A 19,641-nucleotide genomic window follows, 5' to 3' on the forward strand; every position below is an offset into this window, starting at 1 on the left:
CTCAATAGCTGCGCGGCAGGCCCAGTACCCGTTCGGCGATGAAGCACTTGATCAGCTCCGGCGAGACCGGGGCGATGCGAGTGATCAGCACTTCCCGGAAATACCGTTCCACGTCGTATTCGGCCGCATAGCCCATGCCGCCCAGGGTCATGACCGCCCGTTCGCAGGCCCGGAACGCGGCCTCGCCCGCCAGGTACTTCGCCGAATTCGCCTCGGCGCCGCAAGGCGCGCCTGAATCGTAGAGCGACGCCGCCTTCAGCACCATGAGCCAGGCCGCCTCCAGCGCCATCCAGCACTCGGCCAGCGGATGCTGGATCGCCTGATTCTGACCGATCGGCCGGCCGAACACCTCGCGCTCGCGGGCATAGGCGGTGGCCGCCTCCAGCGCCTGCCGGCCGACGCCGATGGCCTCGGCGGCGATCAGGATGCGCTCCGGGTTGAGCCCGTGCAGCAGGCAGCGGAAGCCCTGCCCTTCCTCGCCGATCCGATCCTCGACCGGCACCTCCAGCCCGTCGATGAACAGCATGTTGGAGTCCACCGCGTGCCGGCCCATCTTGTCGATCGCCCGCACCTCCACCTTGCTGCGGTCGAGCGGCGCGTAGAACAGGGTGAGGCCGTCGGTCGGCTTCTTGCCGGCCTCCGGCGGCGACGTGCGGGCGATGATCAGCACCCGGTCCGCCTCCTGGGCGGTGGAGGTCCAGATCTTGCGGCCGGTAATCCGGTAGACGTCGCCGTCGCGCTCCGCCCGGGTCTTCAGACGACCGGTGTCGAGCCCCGAGTCCGGCTCCGTCACGCCGAAGCAGCCCCGCTCCTCGCCCGCGATCAGCGGCGGCAGGAAACGCTGGCGCTGCTCGGGCGTGCCGAAAACGACGACCGGGTGCAGACCGAAGATGTTGATATGGATCGACGAGGCGGCGGCCATCGCGCCGGGCGAGTGGGCCACCCGCTCCATCATCAGCGCCGCCTCGGTGACCCCTAGGCCCGCACCGCCGACCTCCTCCGGCATGGCGATGCCGAGCCAGCCGCCCTCGGCCATGGCGGAGGCGAACTCGTGCGGGAAGACCGCCGTGGCGTCCTTGTCGCGCCAGTAGGCGCCGTCGAACCGGTCGGCGATCCGTCCGACAGCCGCGACCAACTCCTCCTGATCCTGGGTCAATACGAAGCTCAAAGCGACGGCCTCCGATGGAACCAGGGCCGGGTCTCCTCCAACTGGGCGGCGAGGCGGAACAGCACGTCCTCGCGGCCTAAGCCGGCGCCCACATGCACGCCGATGGGCAGGCCGCGCGGCGACCAATACAGAGGCACCGACATGGCGGGGCAGCCGGTCATGTTGAAATACTGGGTCACGGGCATCCTCTGCCAGACATCCTCAAGAAAGCCGTCCGCCGTTCCGCAATCGGTGCGGATCTCGCCGATCTCGGCCGGCGGCTGGGCCAGGGTGGTGGAGACCAGCACGTCGTAGCGCTCGAAGAAAATGCCGAACCGTCGACCGAGCTGATGGAAGGCCTGGACCGCGGCGGCATAGTCGGCGGCGGTCAGATCGGCCGCCCGCTCGGCGAAGGCCCGGGTGACGGCCTCCACGTCACCGTCCTCCGGCGGGCGGCCGAGCTGGGCGTAGCGGGCGTCGAGGGCAAGTTTCTGGTTCGGGGCGACGACCGCGATCATCGCCGGTCCAAGAACCTCGGTGTCGACCTCGGGATGCGCCTCCTCCACCTCATGACCGAGCGCCTGGAGCAGGTCTACCGCGTCCAGCACCGCCGCCTTGTTCACCGGGTCGAGCGGCAGACCGCCCAGACCGGTGACGTGGTAGGCCACGCGCAGCCGGCCGGGATCCTCTCCCACCCCCTGCAGATACGGCCGCGTCGGCGGCGGGCAGGCATAGGGATCGCCCGGTTCCGCCCCCTGGGTGGCGTCCAGCATGGCGGCACTGTCCCGAACGCTGCGCGACAGCACGTGCTGGCAGGCGAGTCCCGCCCAGCCCTCGCCGACGAACGGCCCGAACGGGTTGCGCCCCCGGCTCGGTTTCAGGCCGAACAGCCCGCAATTGGCCGCCGGGATGCGGATCGAGCCACCGCCGTCGCTGCCATGGCCCATGGGCACGATGCCGGCCGCGACCGCCGCCGCCGTCCCGCCGGAAGAGCCGCCGGCCGACCGCTCCAGGTTCCAGGGGTTGCGGGTCGGCCCGCAGGCTTCCGTCTCGGTGGAGATGCTGATGCCGAATTCGGACGTGGTGGTGCGGGCGATGGGGATCGCGCCGGTCTCCTTGACCCGGCTGGTGTGGGTGAAGTCCTTCGGGGCGACGAAGCCTTTCCAGAGGTTGGATCCCGCCTCCGCGGGCCAGCCTTCCTGCCAGCAGCCCAGATCCTTGAAGACGAAAGGCACCCCGGCGAAGGAGCCCTTGCCGGACGGCGCGGCCGCCTGCTCGCGGGCGACGTCGTCTCGCCGGGCCACGAGGGCATTGATCTGCGGCTCGACCGCGTCGGCACGGGCCAGAGCGGCGTCGACCACCTCGGCGGCGGAGACCTCGCCGTCGCGGATCAGCTTCGCCAGGCCAAGCGCGTCCTGGCCGGCATACTCCTCGTAGGACAGCATGGGCTCAGATCTCCGGCCGCCTGTCCGCCCAGGGCTGCGCCTGTTCCACCTGGCCCGCGAGCCGCAGCAGCAGGTCCTCGCGTCCGAAGGCCGCGCCCACATGGATGCCGATCGGCAGGCCGTCGTTGCTCCAGGCCAGCGGCAGCGACATGGCCGGCGTGCCGGTCATGTTGGCAAGCGGGGTCACCGGCATCTCGTCGCCGAGCGCGGCGATGAAGTCGTCCAGCTCGCGCTCGTCCTGCCCCAGGAACCCCAGCGGGCGCGGCGGGTTGCGCAGCACCGTCGACAGCATGACGTCGTATTGCGCGTAGAAGGCGGCGAGCTGGCGGCCGGCCTTGTGGATTGTGGCGACGGCGGCGGCGTAGTCGGCGGCCGCCCGTTCGCGCCCGTGCTTCGCCCAGGCCCAGGTCACCTTCTCCAGCCCCTCGCCGTCCGGCTTCCGGTCGAGTTGCTGGTAGCGGGCCGATATCCCGACCCAGAGATTGCCGGCGATGATGACGGTCAGGGCGTCGCGCAGGGCGTCGGTATCGACCTGCGGCATCGCCTCCTCCACCTCATGGCCGAGATCGGCGAACAGCTTCGCCGCGGCCTCGGCGGCGGTCTTGTTCTCCGGGTTCAGCGGCGTGCCGTCCAGACCCGTCAGGTGCAGCGCCACGCGCAGCCTGCCCGGATCGCGGCCGACCTCGGCCAGGTACGGCCCGTCCGGCACCGGGGCGGCATAGGGATCGCCCGGGGCCGGGCCCTGGGTGGCGTCCAGCAGGGCGGCACTGTCGCGCACGCTGCGGCTGACCACATGGCCGGTCGACAGGCCCGACCAGCCCTCGCCCAGCACCGGGCCGGCCGGATTGCGCGCCCGGGTCGGCTTCAGGCCGAACAGACCGCAATTCGCCGCCGGAATGCGGATCGAGCCGCCGCCGTCGGTCGCATGGGCCACCGGCACGATACCGGCCGCCACCGCCGCCGCCGCACCGCCGGAGGAGCCGCCGGCGGAATGATCCAGGTTCCACGGATTGCGGGTCGGGCCGTTCACCACCGGCTCGGTGGTCCAGGAGATGCCGAGCTCCGGCGTGTTGGTGCGCCCGAAGATCACGAGGCCGGCCTCCTCCACCCGTTCGGTATAGGTGAAGTCGATCGGTCCGATGAAGTCCTTCCAAAGGCGCGAGCCGTTGCCCATGCTCACCCCCGCCTGCATGGCGCCGAGATCCTTCAGCAGGAACGGCACCCCGGCGAGCGGCCCCTGGGGCAGGCCGGCGGCGACCCGGCCGCGCGCCGCTCCGTCGTTGCGGGAGACGATGGCGTTGATCGTCGGGTTCACCGCGTCGGCCCGCTCCAGCGCCGAGTCGAGCACGTCGCCGGCACTCACCTCACCGTCGCGGATCAGTTCCGCCAGGGCCAGGGCGTCGTGGGTCATGTACTCGGCGAACGCGGCCATGGGGATCTCCGAAGGGTCAGCGGCCGGGGGACGGCACGGGGGACAGGGACTGAAACGGCATGGGCGGAACCCCCGCCCCGCCCATGATCGTCCCTGTCGTGCCGCACTTCAACCGCGCGCGGTCACCCGGCTCTCGCCGTTCGGGCTCACGCCATGGTGCCGCGCACCGGGTAGCCCTCCCGGCCGCGGTTCAGGCCGCGCACGATCAGGTCCAGGTCTGGACGCACGAAGGGCGCGTTGGCGATCTCGACGATCTGCAGCTTGCCCTCCGGCGTGGTGACGAACAGCGCCGGCTCCGGGAACGGCCGGTCGGTCTCGGTGTCGCTGCGCGGGGTGGAGATATACAGGCCGAGGTCGCGCATCTGCGCCACGCTGAGGTCGTAGGCGACCGGCATCGTGAGCCCGACCTCCTTGGCGAAGGCCTCCGCCTTGTCCTTCGGGTCGCCGGAGACGGCCACCACCTCGGTACCGAGCTCCGCGAACTCGCCCAGCTTCGCCTCGAGCTTGCCGAGATAGGTCTTGCAGATCGGGCAGTGCAGACCGCGATAGACGAAAATCGCCTGCCAGCCGTCGCGCGCGCCGCCCAGCGTGACCTCGCCGCCGCCGACGGCGGCCAGCGTCATCGCCGGCAGATCACTGCCGGCGGGAAGTTTCATGCTCATTTTGGTACCCTCTCTGCACCGTGGATTCGCGTATCGATCCGTTCCGAATGCAGTGGATCACCCGAAGGATACACCGGCAATGAACGCTTTCGTTAAGAGACCATAAGGGATTTCGCTATATTAGGGGTTGCGCCGGAAGCCGTTTGGTAGTGAGCTTCCGGCCCTTTCGCACTTGCGAAATAACCGACACAATAGTCGAGGGACCAACTTGCTCTACTCGATGTACGAAGCGCAGCGTGCCTTCATGGCGCCGATGCGCTTTCTGACCCAGGCCTCCAAGGCCATGACCGGTCACCCCCTGACGCCCTACTCCTACATGGCCTTCGGCAAGGCGATGGAAGCCGGCATGGAAGTGCTGGACGGCGTGATCAAGGATCGGGGCAAGCCGGACTGGGAGATCGACTTCGCCGAGACGCCGGACGGCCCCGTGCCGGTCAGCTTCGACCCGGTGATCGAGACCCCGTTCTGCGATCTCGTCCATGTGTTCCGCGATACCGAGCGCAAGGACCCCAAGGTCCTGCTGGTCGCTCCGGTGTCAGGCCACTACGCCACGTTGCTGCGCGGGACCGTCCAGGGTCTGATCCGCGAGCATGACGTCTACGTCACCGACTGGAAGGACGCCCGCGGCATCCCGCTGAGCGATGGGGCCTTCCATCTCGACGACTATATCGCGCTGTTGATGGACTTCATCCGTCATCTCGGCCCCGACGTTCACATCGTCGCCGTTTGCCAGCCGGCCCCGATCGTTCTCGCGACCGTCTCGCTGATGGCGGAGATGGACGATCCGGCGCAGCCCGCCTCGATGACGCTGATGGGCGGCCCGATCGACCCGCACGCCGCTCCGACGGTCGTCACCCAGCTCGCCGACGCCCGGCCCATGAGCTGGTTCGAGACCCGCTGCATCACCCGGGTTCCGGTGTTCTACCCGGGCGCCTTCCGGCGGGTCTATCCCGGCTTCATGCAGGTCGGTGCGTTCATCGCCATGAACCCGGACCGTCACGTCTCCGCCCATCTGGCGATGTTCCGCCACCTGGTCGAGGGCGACGGCGAATCGGCCGAGGGCAAGCAACGGTTCTACAACGAGTACCTGTCGGTCATGGACGTGCCGGCGGAGTATTACCTCGAGACCGTGGAGCGGGTGTTCAAGGAACGCCAGTTGCCGCGCGGCATCATGAAGTGGCGCGGCCAGCTGGTGCAGCCGGCGGCGATCAAGAAGACCGCCATGCTGACCATCGAGGGCGAGAAGGACGACATTTCCGCCCCAGGCCAGACCCTCGCCGCCCACGACCTGACCACCGGCATCCCGAAGACCCGGCGCCGCAACCACATCGAAAAGGCGGTCGGCCATTACGGCATCTTCAACGGCCGCAAGTGGCGCGAGAACATCCTGCCGGAAATCACCAAGTTCATCCGCGAGGTCTCCTGACCTACGCGCTTGCAGAGATCGGAGGCGGTCCCTGGCCGGGCCGCCTCGCGATCGCCCCGCTGCCCCGCACCGACGGCGACTTCGCGGCGATCCGCGCCTGGGGCGCCGGTCTCGTGCTGTCGCTGGTCGAGGAGGACGAGGCGGAGCGTGCCGGCGCGCCGGAGCTGTCGGCCCGGTTCGAGCGCGAGGGTCTCGTCTGCCTCCGCGCCCCCCTTGTGGACTACGGCAGCCCCGACGAAGCCTTCGAGACCCACTGGTGGGACCACCGCGACAGGGCGCTGGCCCTGCTCGAGGCAGGCAACAAGGTGCTTGTCCATTGCCGGGGCGGCCAGGGACGCAGCGGCACCATCGCCGCCGCCCTGATGATCGCCGGCGGCATGGCGCCGGCCGAGGCCATCGCCGAAGTCAGACGCAGCCGGCCGGCGGCCATCGAAACCGCGGGCCAGGAGATCTGGCTCAGCACCCGGGCGGCCATCCGACCGTCCTGAGCGCCGGGACGACGCCGGAGCGCAGGGCGACCCCGCGCTCCGACGCTGAGTCGGATCGTCAGCCGGCGGCGGCGATCACGCCGATCTCGACGGTGAAGACCGGGCGGGCCAGGCGGGGCGACTCCACGCAGGCGCGAGCCGGCGCACAGCCTTCCGGCACCCAGGCGTCCCACACCGCGTTCATGGCGTCGAAATCGTCCATGGTGTTCAGCCAGATGGTGGCCGACAGCAGCTTGGTCTTGTCGGTGCCGGCCTCGGCCAGCAGCGCGTCGATCCGGTCGAGAATGTTCTGGGTCTGCTCGCCCGCGCTGGCGCCCTGCTTGTCCTGGGCGACCTGGCCGGCAAGATAGACGGTGCCGTTATGGACTACGACCTGGCTCATGCGTTGGCCGGTCTGGAAGCGCTGAATGCTCATCCCATCGTTCCTTCTGATCTGCGTTCTGGGTGACCTAGCCGCTTGCGCGCGAGGCCGTTAAGGTTGGCGCCTCCATCCTAACCAGGACCCACCTGCTGAGCGAGCCCCGATGGACGCGCAACGCCGTTTCCTCCCCTCTCATTCACGCCCGCGGGCCTGGAGCGTCACCCGGTGACCCCCGAGCAGATTGACGCCCTCGCCGTCTGGACCGCGGACCGGCTCGGCGCCGGGACCGTGACCCTCTCGCCCCCGTCGAAGATGTCCGGCGGGGCGATCCAGGAAAACTGGAAGCTGGATGCCGAGGTGGTGGACGGTCCCCATGCCGGCAGCCACGCCCTGGTGCTGCGCACCGACGCGCCGTCCGGGGTGTCGGTCAGCCATCCGCGCGCCCACGAATTCGCCCTGCTGCGGGCCGCCTTCGCCGCCGGTGCGACCGTGCCGGAGCCGCTCGCCCTGGACGAGGGCGGCGCGGTGCTGGGCAAGCCGTTCTATCTGATGCGCCGGGCCACCGGGACCGCGAACCCGCGCGCCCTGTCGCGGGACACCGGCCTGGACCCGCACCGTCCGGCCCTGACGGCGGCCATCGGCCGGGAGCTGGCGAGGATCCATTCGATCACGCCGCCCCGGGCCGAACTCGCCTTCCTGCCACAGGATCCGCGCCCGCCGGTCGAGCGCCGGCTCGACGAGTTCCGCGCCCAGCTCGACGCCCTGCCCCGGGCCTATCCCGCCCTTGAATGGGCGATCCGCTGGCTGGAGATGAACGCCCCCGCCAGTGCCGCCACGGTGCTCGGTCACGGCGACTTCCGCTGCGGCAACATCATGGCCGACGGAGCCGAGGTGACGGCGGTGCTCGACTGGGAATTCGCCGGCTGGTCCGACCCGATGGAGGATGTGGGCTGGATCTGCGCCCGCTGCTGGCGCTTCGGCGTGGACGACCGGGTCGTCGGCGGCATCGGCGATCTGTCGGATTTCCGCCTGGGCTACGAGGCGGAGGCCGGACACGGTCTGGACTGGGGCAGGGTCGGCTTCTGGGAGGTGCTGGCCACCGTGCGCTGGGCGATCATCGCCCTGCACCAGGGCGAGCGGCACCTGTCGGGCGAGGAGATGTCGATGGAACTGGCGCTGACCGGGCGTAAGGCGGCGGAGATGGAGTTCGACGTGCTGACCCAGATCCGCGCGATCGAGACCGGCAAGATGGAGCGGATGTCATGAGCGACCGGCCGAACAAGGGCGAGCTGCTGGCCGCCGCCGAGGAAACCCTGAGGGACGAGGTGCTGCCGGCGCTGGAGGGCAGCGCCAAATACGCCGCGCTGATGGTCGCCGCCGCCATCGCCACCGCGCGGCGCGAGATCGAGACCGGTCACGACGCGGCCCGCCGCACGCTCGATGCGTATGCGGAACTGTATGGCCACGACAACGTGCACCGCAGCGGCGGGACGGCGGACGAGCGCATCAACGCGCTGTCGCGCGACCTGGCACACGAGATACGCGCTGGGACCTACGACGCGGACCTGCTTGGGCCGGTCTTCGGCGTTCTGGAAACCCAGGTCGTGGAGCGGCTCGGGCTGTCCAACCCGCGATTCCTGACCTCCAGCGGCTACAGCCAGCCGGGAGCGGAATAGACACCGCAGCCGCCCCGCATCCGGGAAAGGAAAAGGCCCCATACGGGGCCTTTCGATCGCTTGATCAGGGGGTCGCTTCGACCGGGACCGCCGAGCCGTTGCCCTGCTTGGCGACCGCGGGCTTGACCGGCTCCAGCTTCGGCAGGGACTTCTTGTCGGCATCGTTCGGGAAGTGCCGGCAGTTGCCCTCGAAGAACGCGCCCGGCTCGATGGACAGACGCTCCTGTATCACGTCGGCGATCACCCGAGCGGTCTTGGCCAGGGTCACGTGCCGCGCCTTGATCTGGCCGGTGACATGGCCGGCGATCACCACGGTCTCGCATTCGATGGCGCCGCGCACCGTCGCGGTGGACGACACCGTGAGCTTGTTGGAGACGATGTCCCCTTCGACCGTACCATCGACCTGAACGTCACCGTCGCTGGTCAGGTTGCCGTTGATCGTCAGATCCGAGCTGATGATCGACGGCGCCGCCGGCGCTTTCGGCGGACCGCCGCCCGCGTCGGACCTAGTCGCCGGTTTTTGCTTGCTGCTGAACATGGATGCCCGCTTTCATGAACTTGGACGGGTTGATCGGCTTATCGTTGTACCGCACTTCGTAGTGCACATGCGGCCCGGTGCTTCGGCCGCTGGAACCCAGCAGCGCGATCGTCGTCCCGAGATCAACGCGCTGGCCCACTTTGACCTTAATCTTAGCGAGGTGAGCGTAGCGCGTCACCAGTCCATGTCCATGGTCGACATCGATCACGCGGCCATAGGCGGTCCGCCGGCCGGCGAAGCTGACCACGCCCGGAGCGGTTGCAGTCACCTCCTGCTTGTACGGACCGGCCAGATCGACGCCGCTATGCACCGAGTAGCGCCCGTTGATCGGGTCCTTGCGGCGGCCGAAATAGCTGGTGATGTAGTACTGCTCCAGCGGCTTGGCGAGCGGCAGCGCGGTGTAGAACGACACCACCTGCTGCCAGCGGTCCAACCGGCGATCGAGCTCCACACGCAGCGCGTCGTCCTCGTCGCTCAGAGTCATATCGGGCGAGACCGGCTGGAACGGGCCGCCCTTGCCGGTCGCGTCCTCGGGCCGCAGCGGCACCACCTTGTCCAGCTTCAGGCCGGTGCGCCGGATGACGTCCTCGACCTTCGCGATCTGACCGTGGGTCCGCTCCGAAATCTCCACCAGTTCGCGGCGATGGGCGTCGCGCTCGGAGTCCAGGGTGCTCTCCAGGTCGGCGACCTGGGCCCGCAGGGTGTCGTTGTCGACGGCAACCGCACTGCGCTCCAGGATGACGGTGCGCAGGTCCGTCTTCAGCCCCCGAACGTTGCTCTCCAGCAGCGCCACCTTGGCGCTGGAGGCCTCCAGTTCGTTGTGCAGGGCCCAGAGCCGGTCGTCCAACGCCGCCCGCTCGGCCGCGATCTCCGCCTTCTCGGCCTCGACCACCGCCAGGTGCTGGCGCAGGGTGCCGATATGCGCCTCGAGCGCGTTGTTCTTGCCGGTGATCTGGCGCAGCTCCGAACTGAACAGCTCGAGCTGGTCGTTCATCTGCTTGCGGGCAGACGCGATCCGGCTGCGCTCCTCCTCCGAGCTGCGCAGCGCCACCTCGGTGGAACTCAGGTCCTGCTTCAGCTCCTCGTTCTGGCTGAACAGGCCGCGCAGATGGGCCTCCGTCTCCTTCAGGTCGCGCGTGATGCCGACGATCGAGAGCTGATAGTCCGACACCTGATCGAGCAGTTTTCGATAGGCCTGTCGGGAGCGGGAGATCGCGTCCGCCTTCTCCGCGATCATCTCTTTCTGGTTCTGGAACCCGACGGTGGCGAATCCGACCCAGCCGGCCACGCCGATCCAGATCGCGACGACGCTGACCTGAAGGGCCGTGCTCAATCGCAGATAGCTGGTTTCACCCTCGGTGCGGATAATGATCTGGCGCTCAGGCAGGAGCCGCCGAACCTTCTGCACCGTGCGGTCCGCCCATCCCACGGACTCATCGGTCATGAATTCTCCCCCGCAATCGATTGCTTGGCCGGCAACCACCGGCCTGCCAGTTCCTTTCGTCGAGCGACTCTCCCGAGAGGTCGCCGAAAGGTACATTTTCAGAGTAGTCTTTAGCAAGGTCGGAAGCACGCCATCCGGCAATCTGCGCGCTGCGGAGATTTGGTTGGACACTCCCCCATCACATGACGACCAGCTCCGCGGCGTGGCCATGGCCCTGCGTCACTGGTTCGAGGTCCGCGATGTGGAGGCCGAACAACGCCGCCTCGGCATTCTGCCGGCGCGCTCCGGCGACCGCTCCTACGACAAAGGTCTGCGGCCGCTGGCCCTGACCACGCTGCCGCCGCAACTGGTGCGCCTGAAGCCGGACGCGCCCATGGTGACCCTGCACTACATGCAGGACATCTACGACGACGGCGTGCTGCGGGCCGATCCCTGGCGCTGGTGGTTCGCCTGGATCGCCATCGAGCTGATCGCCCGGTCCGGCCCCGATCCGCAGGGGGAGCGTGCCCGCCGGTTCGTGCTCGAGGACCCATCGCTGGAGATCGTGCGCCGCCAGGCCTCGCGCTGGCTCGCCGCCGCTCCGGCCCGCATCCTCGCCGTCCAGGAACGGCTTTCCGCCCTGGTCGACCTCGCCCTGGACGAGGCCGACTCGCCCGGCCGGACGATCGCCGAGCGGGTCCGGCGTAGCGTGGCGAATCTCGACCTGACCCTGGCCGAGGCCATGGCGAGCGAGGCCGGACGGGTTTCTGCGTCGATCACCATCCGTCTGGCAGAGCGCGCCCGGCGAGGCTGACTGTTCAGGGCGCCGGGCAGGACTGCCGGTCGGGGTCGACTGTTGCGGCTCATGGCCGCCGCGGGTCAGAGAATCAGCGAGGTCTCATGGCCGGGCGCCTGACGAAACCGGGGGCGTCACAAACACTCGCAGCAGGCTCCGCAATCAAAGGGAACACTCACCTCGTCAATCAGCTTGCTGCCTTTAGGACAATGCATATACTGACAATGCTCTGCATGTAATGAAGACAATATCCATAATGATGGTGGGTAATTGGGACCTATGCTGAATCGCCCTCTCCTGACCGTGCACGACGCGGCGTCAATGCTCCAAGTGCAGGAAGCCACCGTCCGGTCCTGGATCCGGGACAAGCGCATCAGAGCGATCAAGCTCGGCAAGGAATGGCGGATCGCGCCTCAGGACCTCGAGGCGTTTCTGAACGAGAACACGAACCTCGCCAACTGACCGCCCTCCGCGAGAGAAATCACGATCGGATGGGAAAATCCGATCGTATCAAATCGCTTTCTCGTCAAAGAATTAATGATCCGGTCCTGCGGCCAGACCGCCGGGGCGCCGCGGATCGGTCATCCCCTGGAAGCCCTTGGGCGAGGCCAGCACCGACTGGGCCGCGCCGAACGCCCGCCGGATCTCCACCGTATGGCCGAGACGGCGCAACAGGTCGAGCGTATCCGGCGACACCCCCTCTTCCACCCAGACAATGTCCGGCTGCCACTGGTGATGGAGCCTCGGTGCGGCCGTCGCCTCGGCCAGATTCATCCCGTGGTCGACCAGGTTGAGGATGACCTGAAGCACAGTCGTGATGATCCGGCTGCCGTCGGGACTGCCCAGCGCCCCGACCGCGCGGCCGTCCGCCAGCAGCAGGGTCGGCGTCATCGACGACAGCGGGCGCTTGTGCGCGGCCACCGCGTTGGCCTCGCCGCCGACCAGTCCGTAGGCATTCGGCACGCCCGGCTTGGCGGAGAAGTCGTCCATCTCGTTATTCAGGAAGATGCCGGTGCCCTCGGCAACGATGCCGCTGCCGAATCCGAAATTCAGGGTGGTGGTCATCGACACCGCCCCGCCCCGACGGTCCATCACCGACAGATGGGTGGTGTTCGCCCCCTCCGCCTTCGGCGTGCCCGGCGCCACGGTGTCCGACGGCGAGGCGTGGTCCAGGTCGATCGCCGCCCGCAGGTCCGCCGCATAGGTCTTCGAGGTGATCCAGTCGAGCGGCACCTCCCAGAAATCCGGATCGCCCAGATGCACCGCCCGGTCGGCATAGGCCCGCCGCATCGCCTCGGCCATGCGGTGCAGACCGGCCGCACTGTTGTGGCCCAGCGCGGCGAGGTCCCATCCCTCCAGGATGTTCAGCATCTGCAGCAGATGCGCGCCGCCGGAGCTGGGCGGCGGCATGGAGGCGATGCCGACCCCGCGATAGCTGCCCATCACCGGCGCGCGCCAGACCGTGTGATAGCCGGCCAGGTCGGCCCTTGTGATCGGGCCGTGGTGGCGGGTCATCTCGGCCGCGATCAGCTCGGCGATACCGCCCTCGTAGAAGGCGCCGGCTCCCTGCTCCGATATCTGCCGCAGGCTGGCCGCCAGATCCGGCTGGCGCAGCACGTCTCCCGGCTGAAGCGCGCTGCCGTCCGGTCGGACGATCACCGCCATGGTCGCGGGCCACGGCCGGAACCGCTCCAGACGCTGTTCGATGTTGCGATGAAGGATCCGCGTCACCGGAATGCCCTGCTCCGCCAGCCGGATCGCCGGCGCCATCACCCGCTGGCGCGGCCACGATCCGAAGCGCGCCAGCAGATCGAGGTAGCCGGCGACCGACCCGGGCACGCCGACCGCGTGGTGCGAGTAGCGCGACCGCTCGCTGTCGACCGAACCGTCGGGGGCGAGGAAGACGTCGCGATGCGCCGCTGCCGGCGCCATCTCGCGGAAGTCGAGGGCATGGGTCGAGCGGTCGGCCGGGCGATGCACCAGGGCGAAGCCGCCACCGCCGAGATTGCCCGCCTGCGGCAGGGTCACCGCCAGGGCGAAGGCGACCGCCACCGCCGCGTCGACCGCGTTGCCGCCGGCGGCGAGCACGTCGACCCCGACCCGGGTCGCGGTCGCTTCCCGGCTGGCGACCATGCCGCCCGACGCCTCCGCCGGAAACAGCCGGTCGGCGCCGGTCAGCTCGGCCGGCGTGAAGGCCCGGGCCAGGGACGGCGCGAGGGCGGGGACCAGGACGCCCCCGATCAGCCCTGCGGAGATCTGCCGTCGTGTCAGCATCGCTCTCGGCCCTCCCGGCCCCGGTCGGCGTTCGTTTGCGTGCCAGAATGCATGCAGCCACGGATCGGCATTCGTTCCGAATCCGCGGTTAATTTCCAGATCTTTCCGTCCCATCTTTCGCATATCGGAACGAGACAGCAATCTGGAGTGGAGTGCACATCATGAACGAGATGAGCCCCCAGCACACCCCAATCCAAGCCACGAGCACGGCCGGCCAAACGATCACCGCCCCTCTGGGCTTCACGGTGCCGCAGGACGAGAAGCCGGTCTTTCACAGCTCCGCCCTGACCGGCGGCGCGCCGAAGATCTTCTTTCAGGTGGAGGAGATCCCGGTCGAGATCGCCGACATGCGCCCGATCGCGGACAGCCTCGACCTCGACCGCCAGGGTTTCGCTCTGCAGCGGCACGAGACCGCCGTCGACGATCTCTATGACGACGAGGCGGTGACCTCCACCTACTACGACGAGATCACCGAGATGGTGAAACACGCCACCGGGGCCACGCGGGTCGCGATCTTCGACCACACGCGGCGCTCCGACAGCGGCGCCGGTGCGGCCAACAAGGACGGCAGCCGGGGGCCGGCCTCGCGCGTTCATGTGGACTACACCGACGCCTCCGGCCCGAAGCGCGGCAACGACGCCCTGGGCGACGGTCAGGTCGAGGAGATTCTGGCCAAGGGCGGCCGGGTCGTGCAGGTCAATGTCTGGCGGCCGATCACCGGCCCGGTGCAGCGCGCGCCGCTGGCCCTGGCCGATGCGGAGTCGATCGCGCCCGATGCCCTGCTCGCCACCGATCAGGTCTTCCCCGACCGGGTCGGCGAAATCTACCAGCTCGCGCATCAGCCGGGTCAGCGCTGGTACTGGGCGCCGCAGATGAGGCGCGACGAGGTGCTGCTGATCAAGGGCTGGGACACACAGGACGGCGTGTCGAAGTACACCCCGCACGGCGCTTTCCAGATCCCGAACCAGGACCCGAGCGCTCCGCCGCGCGAGAGCATCGAGGTGCGCACCTTCGCGGTGATCGAGGGCTGATCCCCACCGGAAAAAATTTCGGGAACGGACGGTTCCTCCGTTCCCGATCCCCCGGAACGCGCCGGTCGCCGCAAACCGCCGTCAGGGAACCGCTGGGTCAAATCCGCTTCCCGACACGCCTTTGCCGCCATCTATAGGCGACAGCAAACCCTTGCACTTCCTTTGACACCGCCCGTGTCCGCGCCTATCAACGCGCGAACCGCAACCGGGGACACGGGTTTCCGATGAACCATCTCGACTCCCTCGAGGCGCAGAGCGTCTACATCCTGCGCGAGGCGTTCAATAAATTCGACCGCCTGGGCATGCTCTGGTCGCTGGGCAAGGACTCCAACGTCATGCTGTGGCTGGCGAAGAAGGCGTTCTTCGGCCATGTCCCCTTCCCGGCCATGTTCTGCGATACCGGCAAGAAGTTCCCGGAGATGTACGCCTTCCAGAAGGAATACGCCGAGAAGTGGGGGCTGAACTTCATCCGCCGCGACTGTCCGCCGATCGAGGAGATCGACCCGACCCTGCCGCCGGCCGCCCGGTCCGCCGCGCGCAAGACCGAGGCGCTGAAGCGGCTGATCGCCGAGCTCGACCTGCAGGCCGTGATCGCCGGCATCCGCCGCGACGAGGAGGCCACGCGCGCCAAGGAGCGGGTGTTCAGCCCGCGCGGCGAGAACGCCGAATGGGATTTCCGCGACCAGCCGCCGGAATTCTGGGACCAGTTCAAGACCGACTTCGCGCCGGGCACCCATATCCGCGTCCACCCGCTGCTGCACTGGACCGAGCTCGACATCTGGCTCTACATCCAGCGCGAGGGCATCCCGCTGGTGCCGCTGTACTTCTCCCGGGACGGCAAGCGCTACCGCTCGCTCGGCGACATGGACATCACCAACCCGGTCAACAGCGACGCCGACACCGTGGAGAAGATCATCGCCGAGTTGCGCGCCACCAAGGTGGCCGAGCGCAGCGGCCGGGCGATGGACCACGAAGCCGAAGACGCGTTCGAGCGCCTGCGCTCCGCCGGATACATGTAAGAGAGCCCGCCCAGATGACCGTCCCCCCGATCACCGATATGGCCCCGATGAAGCTCGTCATCGTCGGCCATGTGGACCACGGCAAGTCGACCCTGATCGGCCGCATGCTGCACGACACCGGCTCCCTGCCCGACGGCAAGATGGAAGCGGTCAAGGCCATGTCCGACCGGCGCGGCATGCCGATGGAATGGGCCTTCGTGCTCGACGCCCTGCAGGCCGAGCGCGACCAGGGCATCACCATCGACACCACCCAGATCTTCTTCAAGACCCCGGCACGGCCCTACGTCATCATCGACGCGCCGGGCCATAAGGAATTCCTGAAGAACATGGTCTCCGGCGCGGCCTCGGCGGATGCCGCCATCCTGGTGGTCGATGCCAAGGAAGGCGTGCAGGAACAGACCCGCCGCCACGGCTATATCCTGCACCTGCTCGGCCTCGACCAGGTGGTGGTCGCGGTGAACAAGATGGACCTTGTGGACCACAGCCAGGCCCGGTTCGACGAGGTCGCCGGCGAGGTCCACAAGTATCTCGGCAGCATGGGCATCACCCCGGCGGCGATCCTGCCGGTATCGGCGCGCCACGGCGACGGCCTTGCCGTGAAGTCCACGAACATGCCTTGGTTCGAGGGCGAGACGCTGATCGCCTCGCTCGACACCCTGCCGCCGAAACCGATGCCGGTCGAGCTGCCCCTGCGCTTCCCGGTCCAGGACGTCTACAAGTTCGACGAGCGCCGCATCCTTGCCGGCCGCATCGAGAGCGGGAAGCTGAACGTCGGCGACACCCTGCTGTTCAGCCCGAGCAACGCGCGGGCCAAGGTGCAGTCGATCGAGGCCTGGAGCGTCGACGGCCCGGTGCTGTCCGCCTCGGCCGGCCAGTCCATCGGCATCACCCTGGACGACCAGCTCTTCGTCGAGCGCGGCAACGTCGCCAGCCACGCCTCCGAGCCGCCGGTGCAGACCAACGTGTTCCGCGCCCGCATCTTCTGGCTCGGCCGCGCACCGCTTGAAGTCGGCCGGCGCTACAAGCTGAAGCTCGCCACCCTGGAGCATCCGGTGGAGGTGCAGGCGATCGAGCGGGTGATCGACGTCTCCGACCTGTCCGAGCGCCCGGCCGACCGGATCGAGCGCAACGAGGTCGGCGAGGTCGTGCTGCGCGCCCGGGCCATGCTGTCGGTGGACGAGTTCACCGACAACCCGCGCCTCGGCCGCTTCGTGCTGATCGACGGCTACGACATGGCCGGCGGCGGTCTGGTGTCGATGGACGGGTTCCACGACCTGCGGCGGGCCAACGCCCCGACCTCGCAGAACATCACCGCGGTGGAGACCCGGATCACCACCGACGCCCGCTGGGCCGCCAACGGCCACAAGTCTGGCGTGCTCTGGCTGACCGGCCTGTCCGGGGCCGGCAAGTCCACCCTCGCCCTGGAGCTGGAGCAGGCGCTGTTCCGCAAGGGCTGGCAGGTCTATGTGCTGGACGGCGACAACATCCGGTTCGGCCTGTCCGCCGATCTCGGCTTCGCGCCGGAGGACCGGGAGGAGAACATCCGCCGGGTCGGCGAAGTGGCGGCCCTGTTCGCCCGCGCCGGCATCCTGGTGATCACCGCCTTCATCTCGCCCTACCGCTCCGACCGCGACCGGGCCCGGGCCGTCGCCCCGGACCTGTTCCACGAGGTCTACGTGAACGCCGGCCTCGCCGTCTGCGAGGAGCGCGATCCCAAGGGGCTGTACAAGAAGGCCCGGCGCGGCGAGATCGCCGAGTTCACCGGCATCTCCGCCCCCTACGAGGCGCCGGAGGCGCCGGAGGTGGAGGTCGAGACCGGCTCGCTCTCCCTGGCCCAGTCGGTCGAGCAACTGCTCGGCTATGTGGAGGCCAATTTCGCCACCAAGGGAAGCTGACCCGCCATGGCCGTCGAGGTCGAACTCGTCGAGGGCCATGGCGACCGGCTGGAAGCCGTCCGCCGCCAGGCGATAGACTGGCTCGGCGAGCATGCGGCACCGCATGGCGTGGTCTGGAACTATCAGGAATTCGCCCTGCGCGCCCAGCGCGACGGCAAGTTGGTCGGGACCCTGGTCGGCAGCACGAACCTGCAGTGGCTGCATGTCAGCCTGCTGGCGGTGAGCCCGACGGAACGGCGTGGCGGGGTCGGCGGCGCGCTGCTGGCACGGGCCGAGGAGATCGCCCGCGGACGCGACTGCATCGGCGCCTGGCTCGACACCTACGATTTTCAGGCGCCCGATTTCTATCCGCGCTTCGGCTATACGGAGTTCGGACGGATCGAGGACATGCCGCCGGGCCATCGGCGCTACTTCTTCAGCAAGCGCCTTTAGCCCGGTGTTCCGGTGCCGCCCTGCGCGGATGTGACAGGTTGATGGCGACGACCGCCCGCGCCATTTTCCGGCACGAACGCGGCGATCTCGGCTAACATACCGCTTCCGAGAGCGGGGAAACCCGCGAGGAGACGACCATGGATTACGAGGCCTATTTCCAGGACCAGCTCGACGCCCTGCGCGGTGAGGGCCGCTACCGGGTGTTCACCGATATCGAGCGGCACCAGGGCGCCTTCCCCCGTGCCACCCGCTACCGTGAGGGTGGTACCGGCGAGGTCACCGTGTGGTGCTCGAACGACTACCTGGGCATGGGCCAGTTCCCCGCCGTCCTGCAGGCGATGCACGACGCGCTCGACCGTTCGGGTGCGGGCGCCGGCGGCACGCGGAATATCTCCGGGACCAACCACGACCACGTGCTGCTGGAGCAGGAGCTCGCCGACCTGCACGGCAAGGAGGCGGGGCTGCTGTTCACCTCGGGCTACGTGTCGAACTGGGCAGCCCTGGGCACCCTGGCGTCGCGCATGGCCGGCTGCGTGGTCCTGTCGGATGCGTCCAACCACGCCTCGATGATCGAGGGCATCCGACACTCCCGCGCCGAGAAGGTCATCTGGAACCACAACGACCCGGAGGATCTGGACCGCAAGCTGTCGGAGATCGCGCCGAACCGGCCGAAGCTGGTGGCCTTCGAGAGCGTGTACTCAATGGACGGCGACATCGCGCCGATCGCCGAAATCTGCGACGTGGCCGACAAGCACGGTGCGATGACCTATCTGGACGAGGTGCACGCGGTCGGCCTGTACGGGCCACGCGGCGGCGGCATTTCCGAGCGCGAGGGCCTGGCGCACCGGCTGACGGTGATCGAGGGGACGCTGGGCAAGGCGTTCGGGGTGATGGGCGGGTATATCGCCGCCTCGGAGGCGCTGTGCGACTTCGTGCGCAGCTTCGCCTCCGGCTTCATCTTCACCACCGCCCTGCCCCCGGCGGTCGCTGCCGGCGCGCGGGCCAGCATCCGGCATCTGAAGACCAGTTCGGTGGAGCGCGCGGCCCAGCGCGACCGGGTGGCCAAGGTCCGAGCCGGCCTCGACGCCGCCGGCATCCCGCACCTGGCCAACCCGAGCCATATCGTGCCGGTGATGGTCGGCGATCCGGTGCACGCCAAGCGGATCAGCGACGAGTTGCTGGACGAGTTCGGGGTCTATGTGCAGCCGATCAACTACCCGACGGTTCCGCGCGGCACGGAACGTCTGCGGGTCACCCCCTCGCCGGCCCATTCGGACGCGGACATCGCGCATCTGGTGGCTTCGCTGGAGACCATCTGGAAACGCTCGGGGCTGAAGCGGGCGGCGTAGGGCTCAACACTCACCCACACCCCGTTTCGTCTTCCCGGCCTCGCGCCGGGACCCAGAGCGGCCGCCTCCCGGACCGCCCGCGCGTTTGCGACCAACGGTCCATCAGGGTACTGTCTGGATCCCGGCGCGAGGCCGGGAAGACGGGAGAGAGAGGCTAGAGCGTTTTCGGATCACTCATGATCGTACCCTGTAGCGGTGAAGTAGTTTCTGGCCTCTTCCGGCGTGACGGCATCGATGGCCTGAGCGA

The 19,641-nt window shown here is 68.6% G+C and carries 19 protein-coding genes; 11 read left to right on the plus strand and 8 right to left on the minus strand.

Translation table 11 applies throughout. The features are described 5' to 3' along the window. Position 1 precedes the first annotated feature (1 nt). The 4 genes from BLS34_RS03085 to BLS34_RS03100 all read right to left on the minus strand — a co-directional run bounded on the left by BLS34_RS03085 (position 2) and on the right by BLS34_RS03100 (position 4,686). Positions 2-1,168, minus strand: coding sequence for an acyl-CoA dehydrogenase family protein (locus BLS34_RS03085; protein ID WP_028794622.1), 1,167 nt, complete (start codon positions 1,166-1,168; stop codon positions 2-4). Beyond that, entirely contained in the window at positions 1,165-2,592 is a 1,428-nt protein-coding gene (locus BLS34_RS03090; protein ID WP_175474079.1) for an amidase, read from the minus strand. Before BLS34_RS03090 ends, BLS34_RS03085 begins: the two co-directional genes overlap by 4 nt. A 4-nt stretch (positions 2,593-2,596) precedes the next feature. Then, positions 2,597-4,024 carry an amidase gene (locus BLS34_RS03095; RefSeq protein WP_093148061.1) on the minus strand — a complete coding sequence of 476 codons (1,428 nt, stop codon included), beginning with the start codon at positions 4,022-4,024 and terminating at the stop codon, positions 2,597-2,599. A gap of 146 nt (positions 4,025-4,170) precedes the next feature. Further along, the gene (locus tag BLS34_RS03100) at positions 4,171-4,686 is read right to left on the minus strand and encodes a peroxiredoxin-like family protein (RefSeq protein ID WP_028794619.1); all 516 of its coding nucleotides are present in this window, start codon (positions 4,684-4,686) and stop codon (positions 4,171-4,173) included. Between the two features lie 208 nt (positions 4,687-4,894). Between BLS34_RS03100 and BLS34_RS03105 the strand changes: the two genes are divergently transcribed. Continuing rightward, positions 4,895-6,112: a polyhydroxyalkanoate depolymerase gene (locus BLS34_RS03105; RefSeq protein WP_028794618.1), complete on the plus strand. Its 1,218-nt coding sequence runs from the start codon at positions 4,895-4,897 to the stop codon at positions 6,110-6,112. Beyond that, positions 6,058-6,600, plus strand: a complete 543-nt coding sequence (locus BLS34_RS03110) for a phosphatase domain-containing protein (protein ID WP_093148063.1) — start codon at positions 6,058-6,060, stop codon at positions 6,598-6,600. Before BLS34_RS03105 ends, BLS34_RS03110 begins: the two co-directional genes overlap by 55 nt. A 58-nt stretch (positions 6,601-6,658) precedes the next feature. On the opposite strand, the gene BLS34_RS03115 is transcribed toward BLS34_RS03110, so the two are convergent. Next, a complete protein-coding gene (locus tag BLS34_RS03115) occupies positions 6,659-7,015 on the minus strand; it encodes a RidA family protein (RefSeq protein WP_028794617.1) in 357 nt (118 codons plus the stop codon). 171 nt (positions 7,016-7,186) lie between these two features. Here BLS34_RS03115 and BLS34_RS03120 point away from each other — a divergent pair, with 171 nt between their 5' ends. Both BLS34_RS03120 and BLS34_RS03125 read left to right on the plus strand, forming a co-directional pair. Then, positions 7,187-8,227, plus strand: coding sequence for a phosphotransferase family protein (locus tag BLS34_RS03120; RefSeq protein WP_245701895.1), 1,041 nt, complete (start codon positions 7,187-7,189; stop codon positions 8,225-8,227). After that, positions 8,224-8,637: a DUF6285 domain-containing protein gene (locus tag BLS34_RS03125; RefSeq protein WP_093148065.1), complete on the plus strand. Its 414-nt coding sequence runs from the start codon at positions 8,224-8,226 to the stop codon at positions 8,635-8,637. The genes BLS34_RS03120 and BLS34_RS03125 overlap by 4 nt, the downstream gene beginning before the upstream one ends. A gap of 64 nt (positions 8,638-8,701) precedes the next feature. Here BLS34_RS03125 and BLS34_RS03130 read toward each other — a convergent pair whose 3' ends face one another. Next, complete coding sequence (locus tag BLS34_RS03130; RefSeq protein WP_084618861.1) at positions 8,702-9,175, minus strand: bactofilin family protein; 474 nt, start codon at positions 9,173-9,175, stop codon at positions 8,702-8,704. Continuing rightward, positions 9,144-10,619: a M23 family metallopeptidase gene (locus BLS34_RS26385; protein ID WP_051244752.1), complete on the minus strand. Its 1,476-nt coding sequence runs from the start codon at positions 10,617-10,619 to the stop codon at positions 9,144-9,146. Before BLS34_RS26385 ends, BLS34_RS03130 begins: the two co-directional genes overlap by 32 nt. A 163-nt stretch (positions 10,620-10,782) precedes the next feature. On the opposite strand from BLS34_RS26385, the gene BLS34_RS03140 reads away from it, so the two are divergent. Next, positions 10,783-11,412 (plus strand): hypothetical protein, encoded by a 630-nt coding sequence (locus tag BLS34_RS03140; RefSeq protein ID WP_139189075.1) that lies wholly within the window; start codon positions 10,783-10,785, stop codon positions 11,410-11,412. Between the two features lie 261 nt (positions 11,413-11,673). Next, complete coding sequence (locus tag BLS34_RS03145; protein WP_028794614.1) at positions 11,674-11,856, plus strand: helix-turn-helix domain-containing protein; 183 nt, start codon at positions 11,674-11,676, stop codon at positions 11,854-11,856. A gap of 72 nt (positions 11,857-11,928) precedes the next feature. Here the strand turns inward: BLS34_RS03145 and ggt are convergent, their stop codons facing one another. Next, complete coding sequence (gene ggt / locus BLS34_RS03150) at positions 11,929-13,668, minus strand: gamma-glutamyltransferase (RefSeq protein WP_093148071.1); 1,740 nt, start codon at positions 13,666-13,668, stop codon at positions 11,929-11,931. A 161-nt stretch (positions 13,669-13,829) separates the two neighbouring features. Here ggt and BLS34_RS03155 point away from each other — a divergent pair, with 161 nt between their 5' ends. From BLS34_RS03155 to hemA, 5 genes are all read left to right on the plus strand, one after another. After that, the gene (locus BLS34_RS03155) at positions 13,830-14,699 is read left to right on the plus strand and encodes a CmcJ/NvfI family oxidoreductase (RefSeq protein WP_215906024.1); all 870 of its coding nucleotides are present in this window, start codon (positions 13,830-13,832) and stop codon (positions 14,697-14,699) included. A gap of 224 nt (positions 14,700-14,923) precedes the next feature. Then, positions 14,924-15,718 carry a sulfate adenylyltransferase subunit CysD gene (gene cysD / locus BLS34_RS03160; RefSeq protein ID WP_028794611.1) on the plus strand — a complete coding sequence of 265 codons (795 nt, stop codon included), beginning with the start codon at positions 14,924-14,926 and terminating at the stop codon, positions 15,716-15,718. 14 nt (positions 15,719-15,732) lie between these two features. Further along, positions 15,733-17,613, plus strand: a complete 1,881-nt coding sequence (gene cysC / locus BLS34_RS03165; protein WP_093148073.1) for an adenylyl-sulfate kinase — start codon at positions 15,733-15,735, stop codon at positions 17,611-17,613. 6 nt (positions 17,614-17,619) lie between these two features. Further along, positions 17,620-18,045: a GNAT family N-acetyltransferase gene (locus BLS34_RS03170; protein WP_093148075.1), complete on the plus strand. Its 426-nt coding sequence runs from the start codon at positions 17,620-17,622 to the stop codon at positions 18,043-18,045. Between the two features lie 137 nt (positions 18,046-18,182). Beyond that, a complete protein-coding gene (gene hemA / locus BLS34_RS03175) occupies positions 18,183-19,394 on the plus strand; it encodes a 5-aminolevulinate synthase (protein ID WP_093148079.1) in 1,212 nt (403 codons plus the stop codon). Positions 19,395-19,641: the final 247 nt, after the last annotated feature.

The organism is Thalassobaculum litoreum DSM 18839, assembly GCF_900102465.1.
GTDB classification, from domain to species: domain Bacteria; phylum Pseudomonadota; class Alphaproteobacteria; order Thalassobaculales; family Thalassobaculaceae; genus Thalassobaculum; species Thalassobaculum litoreum.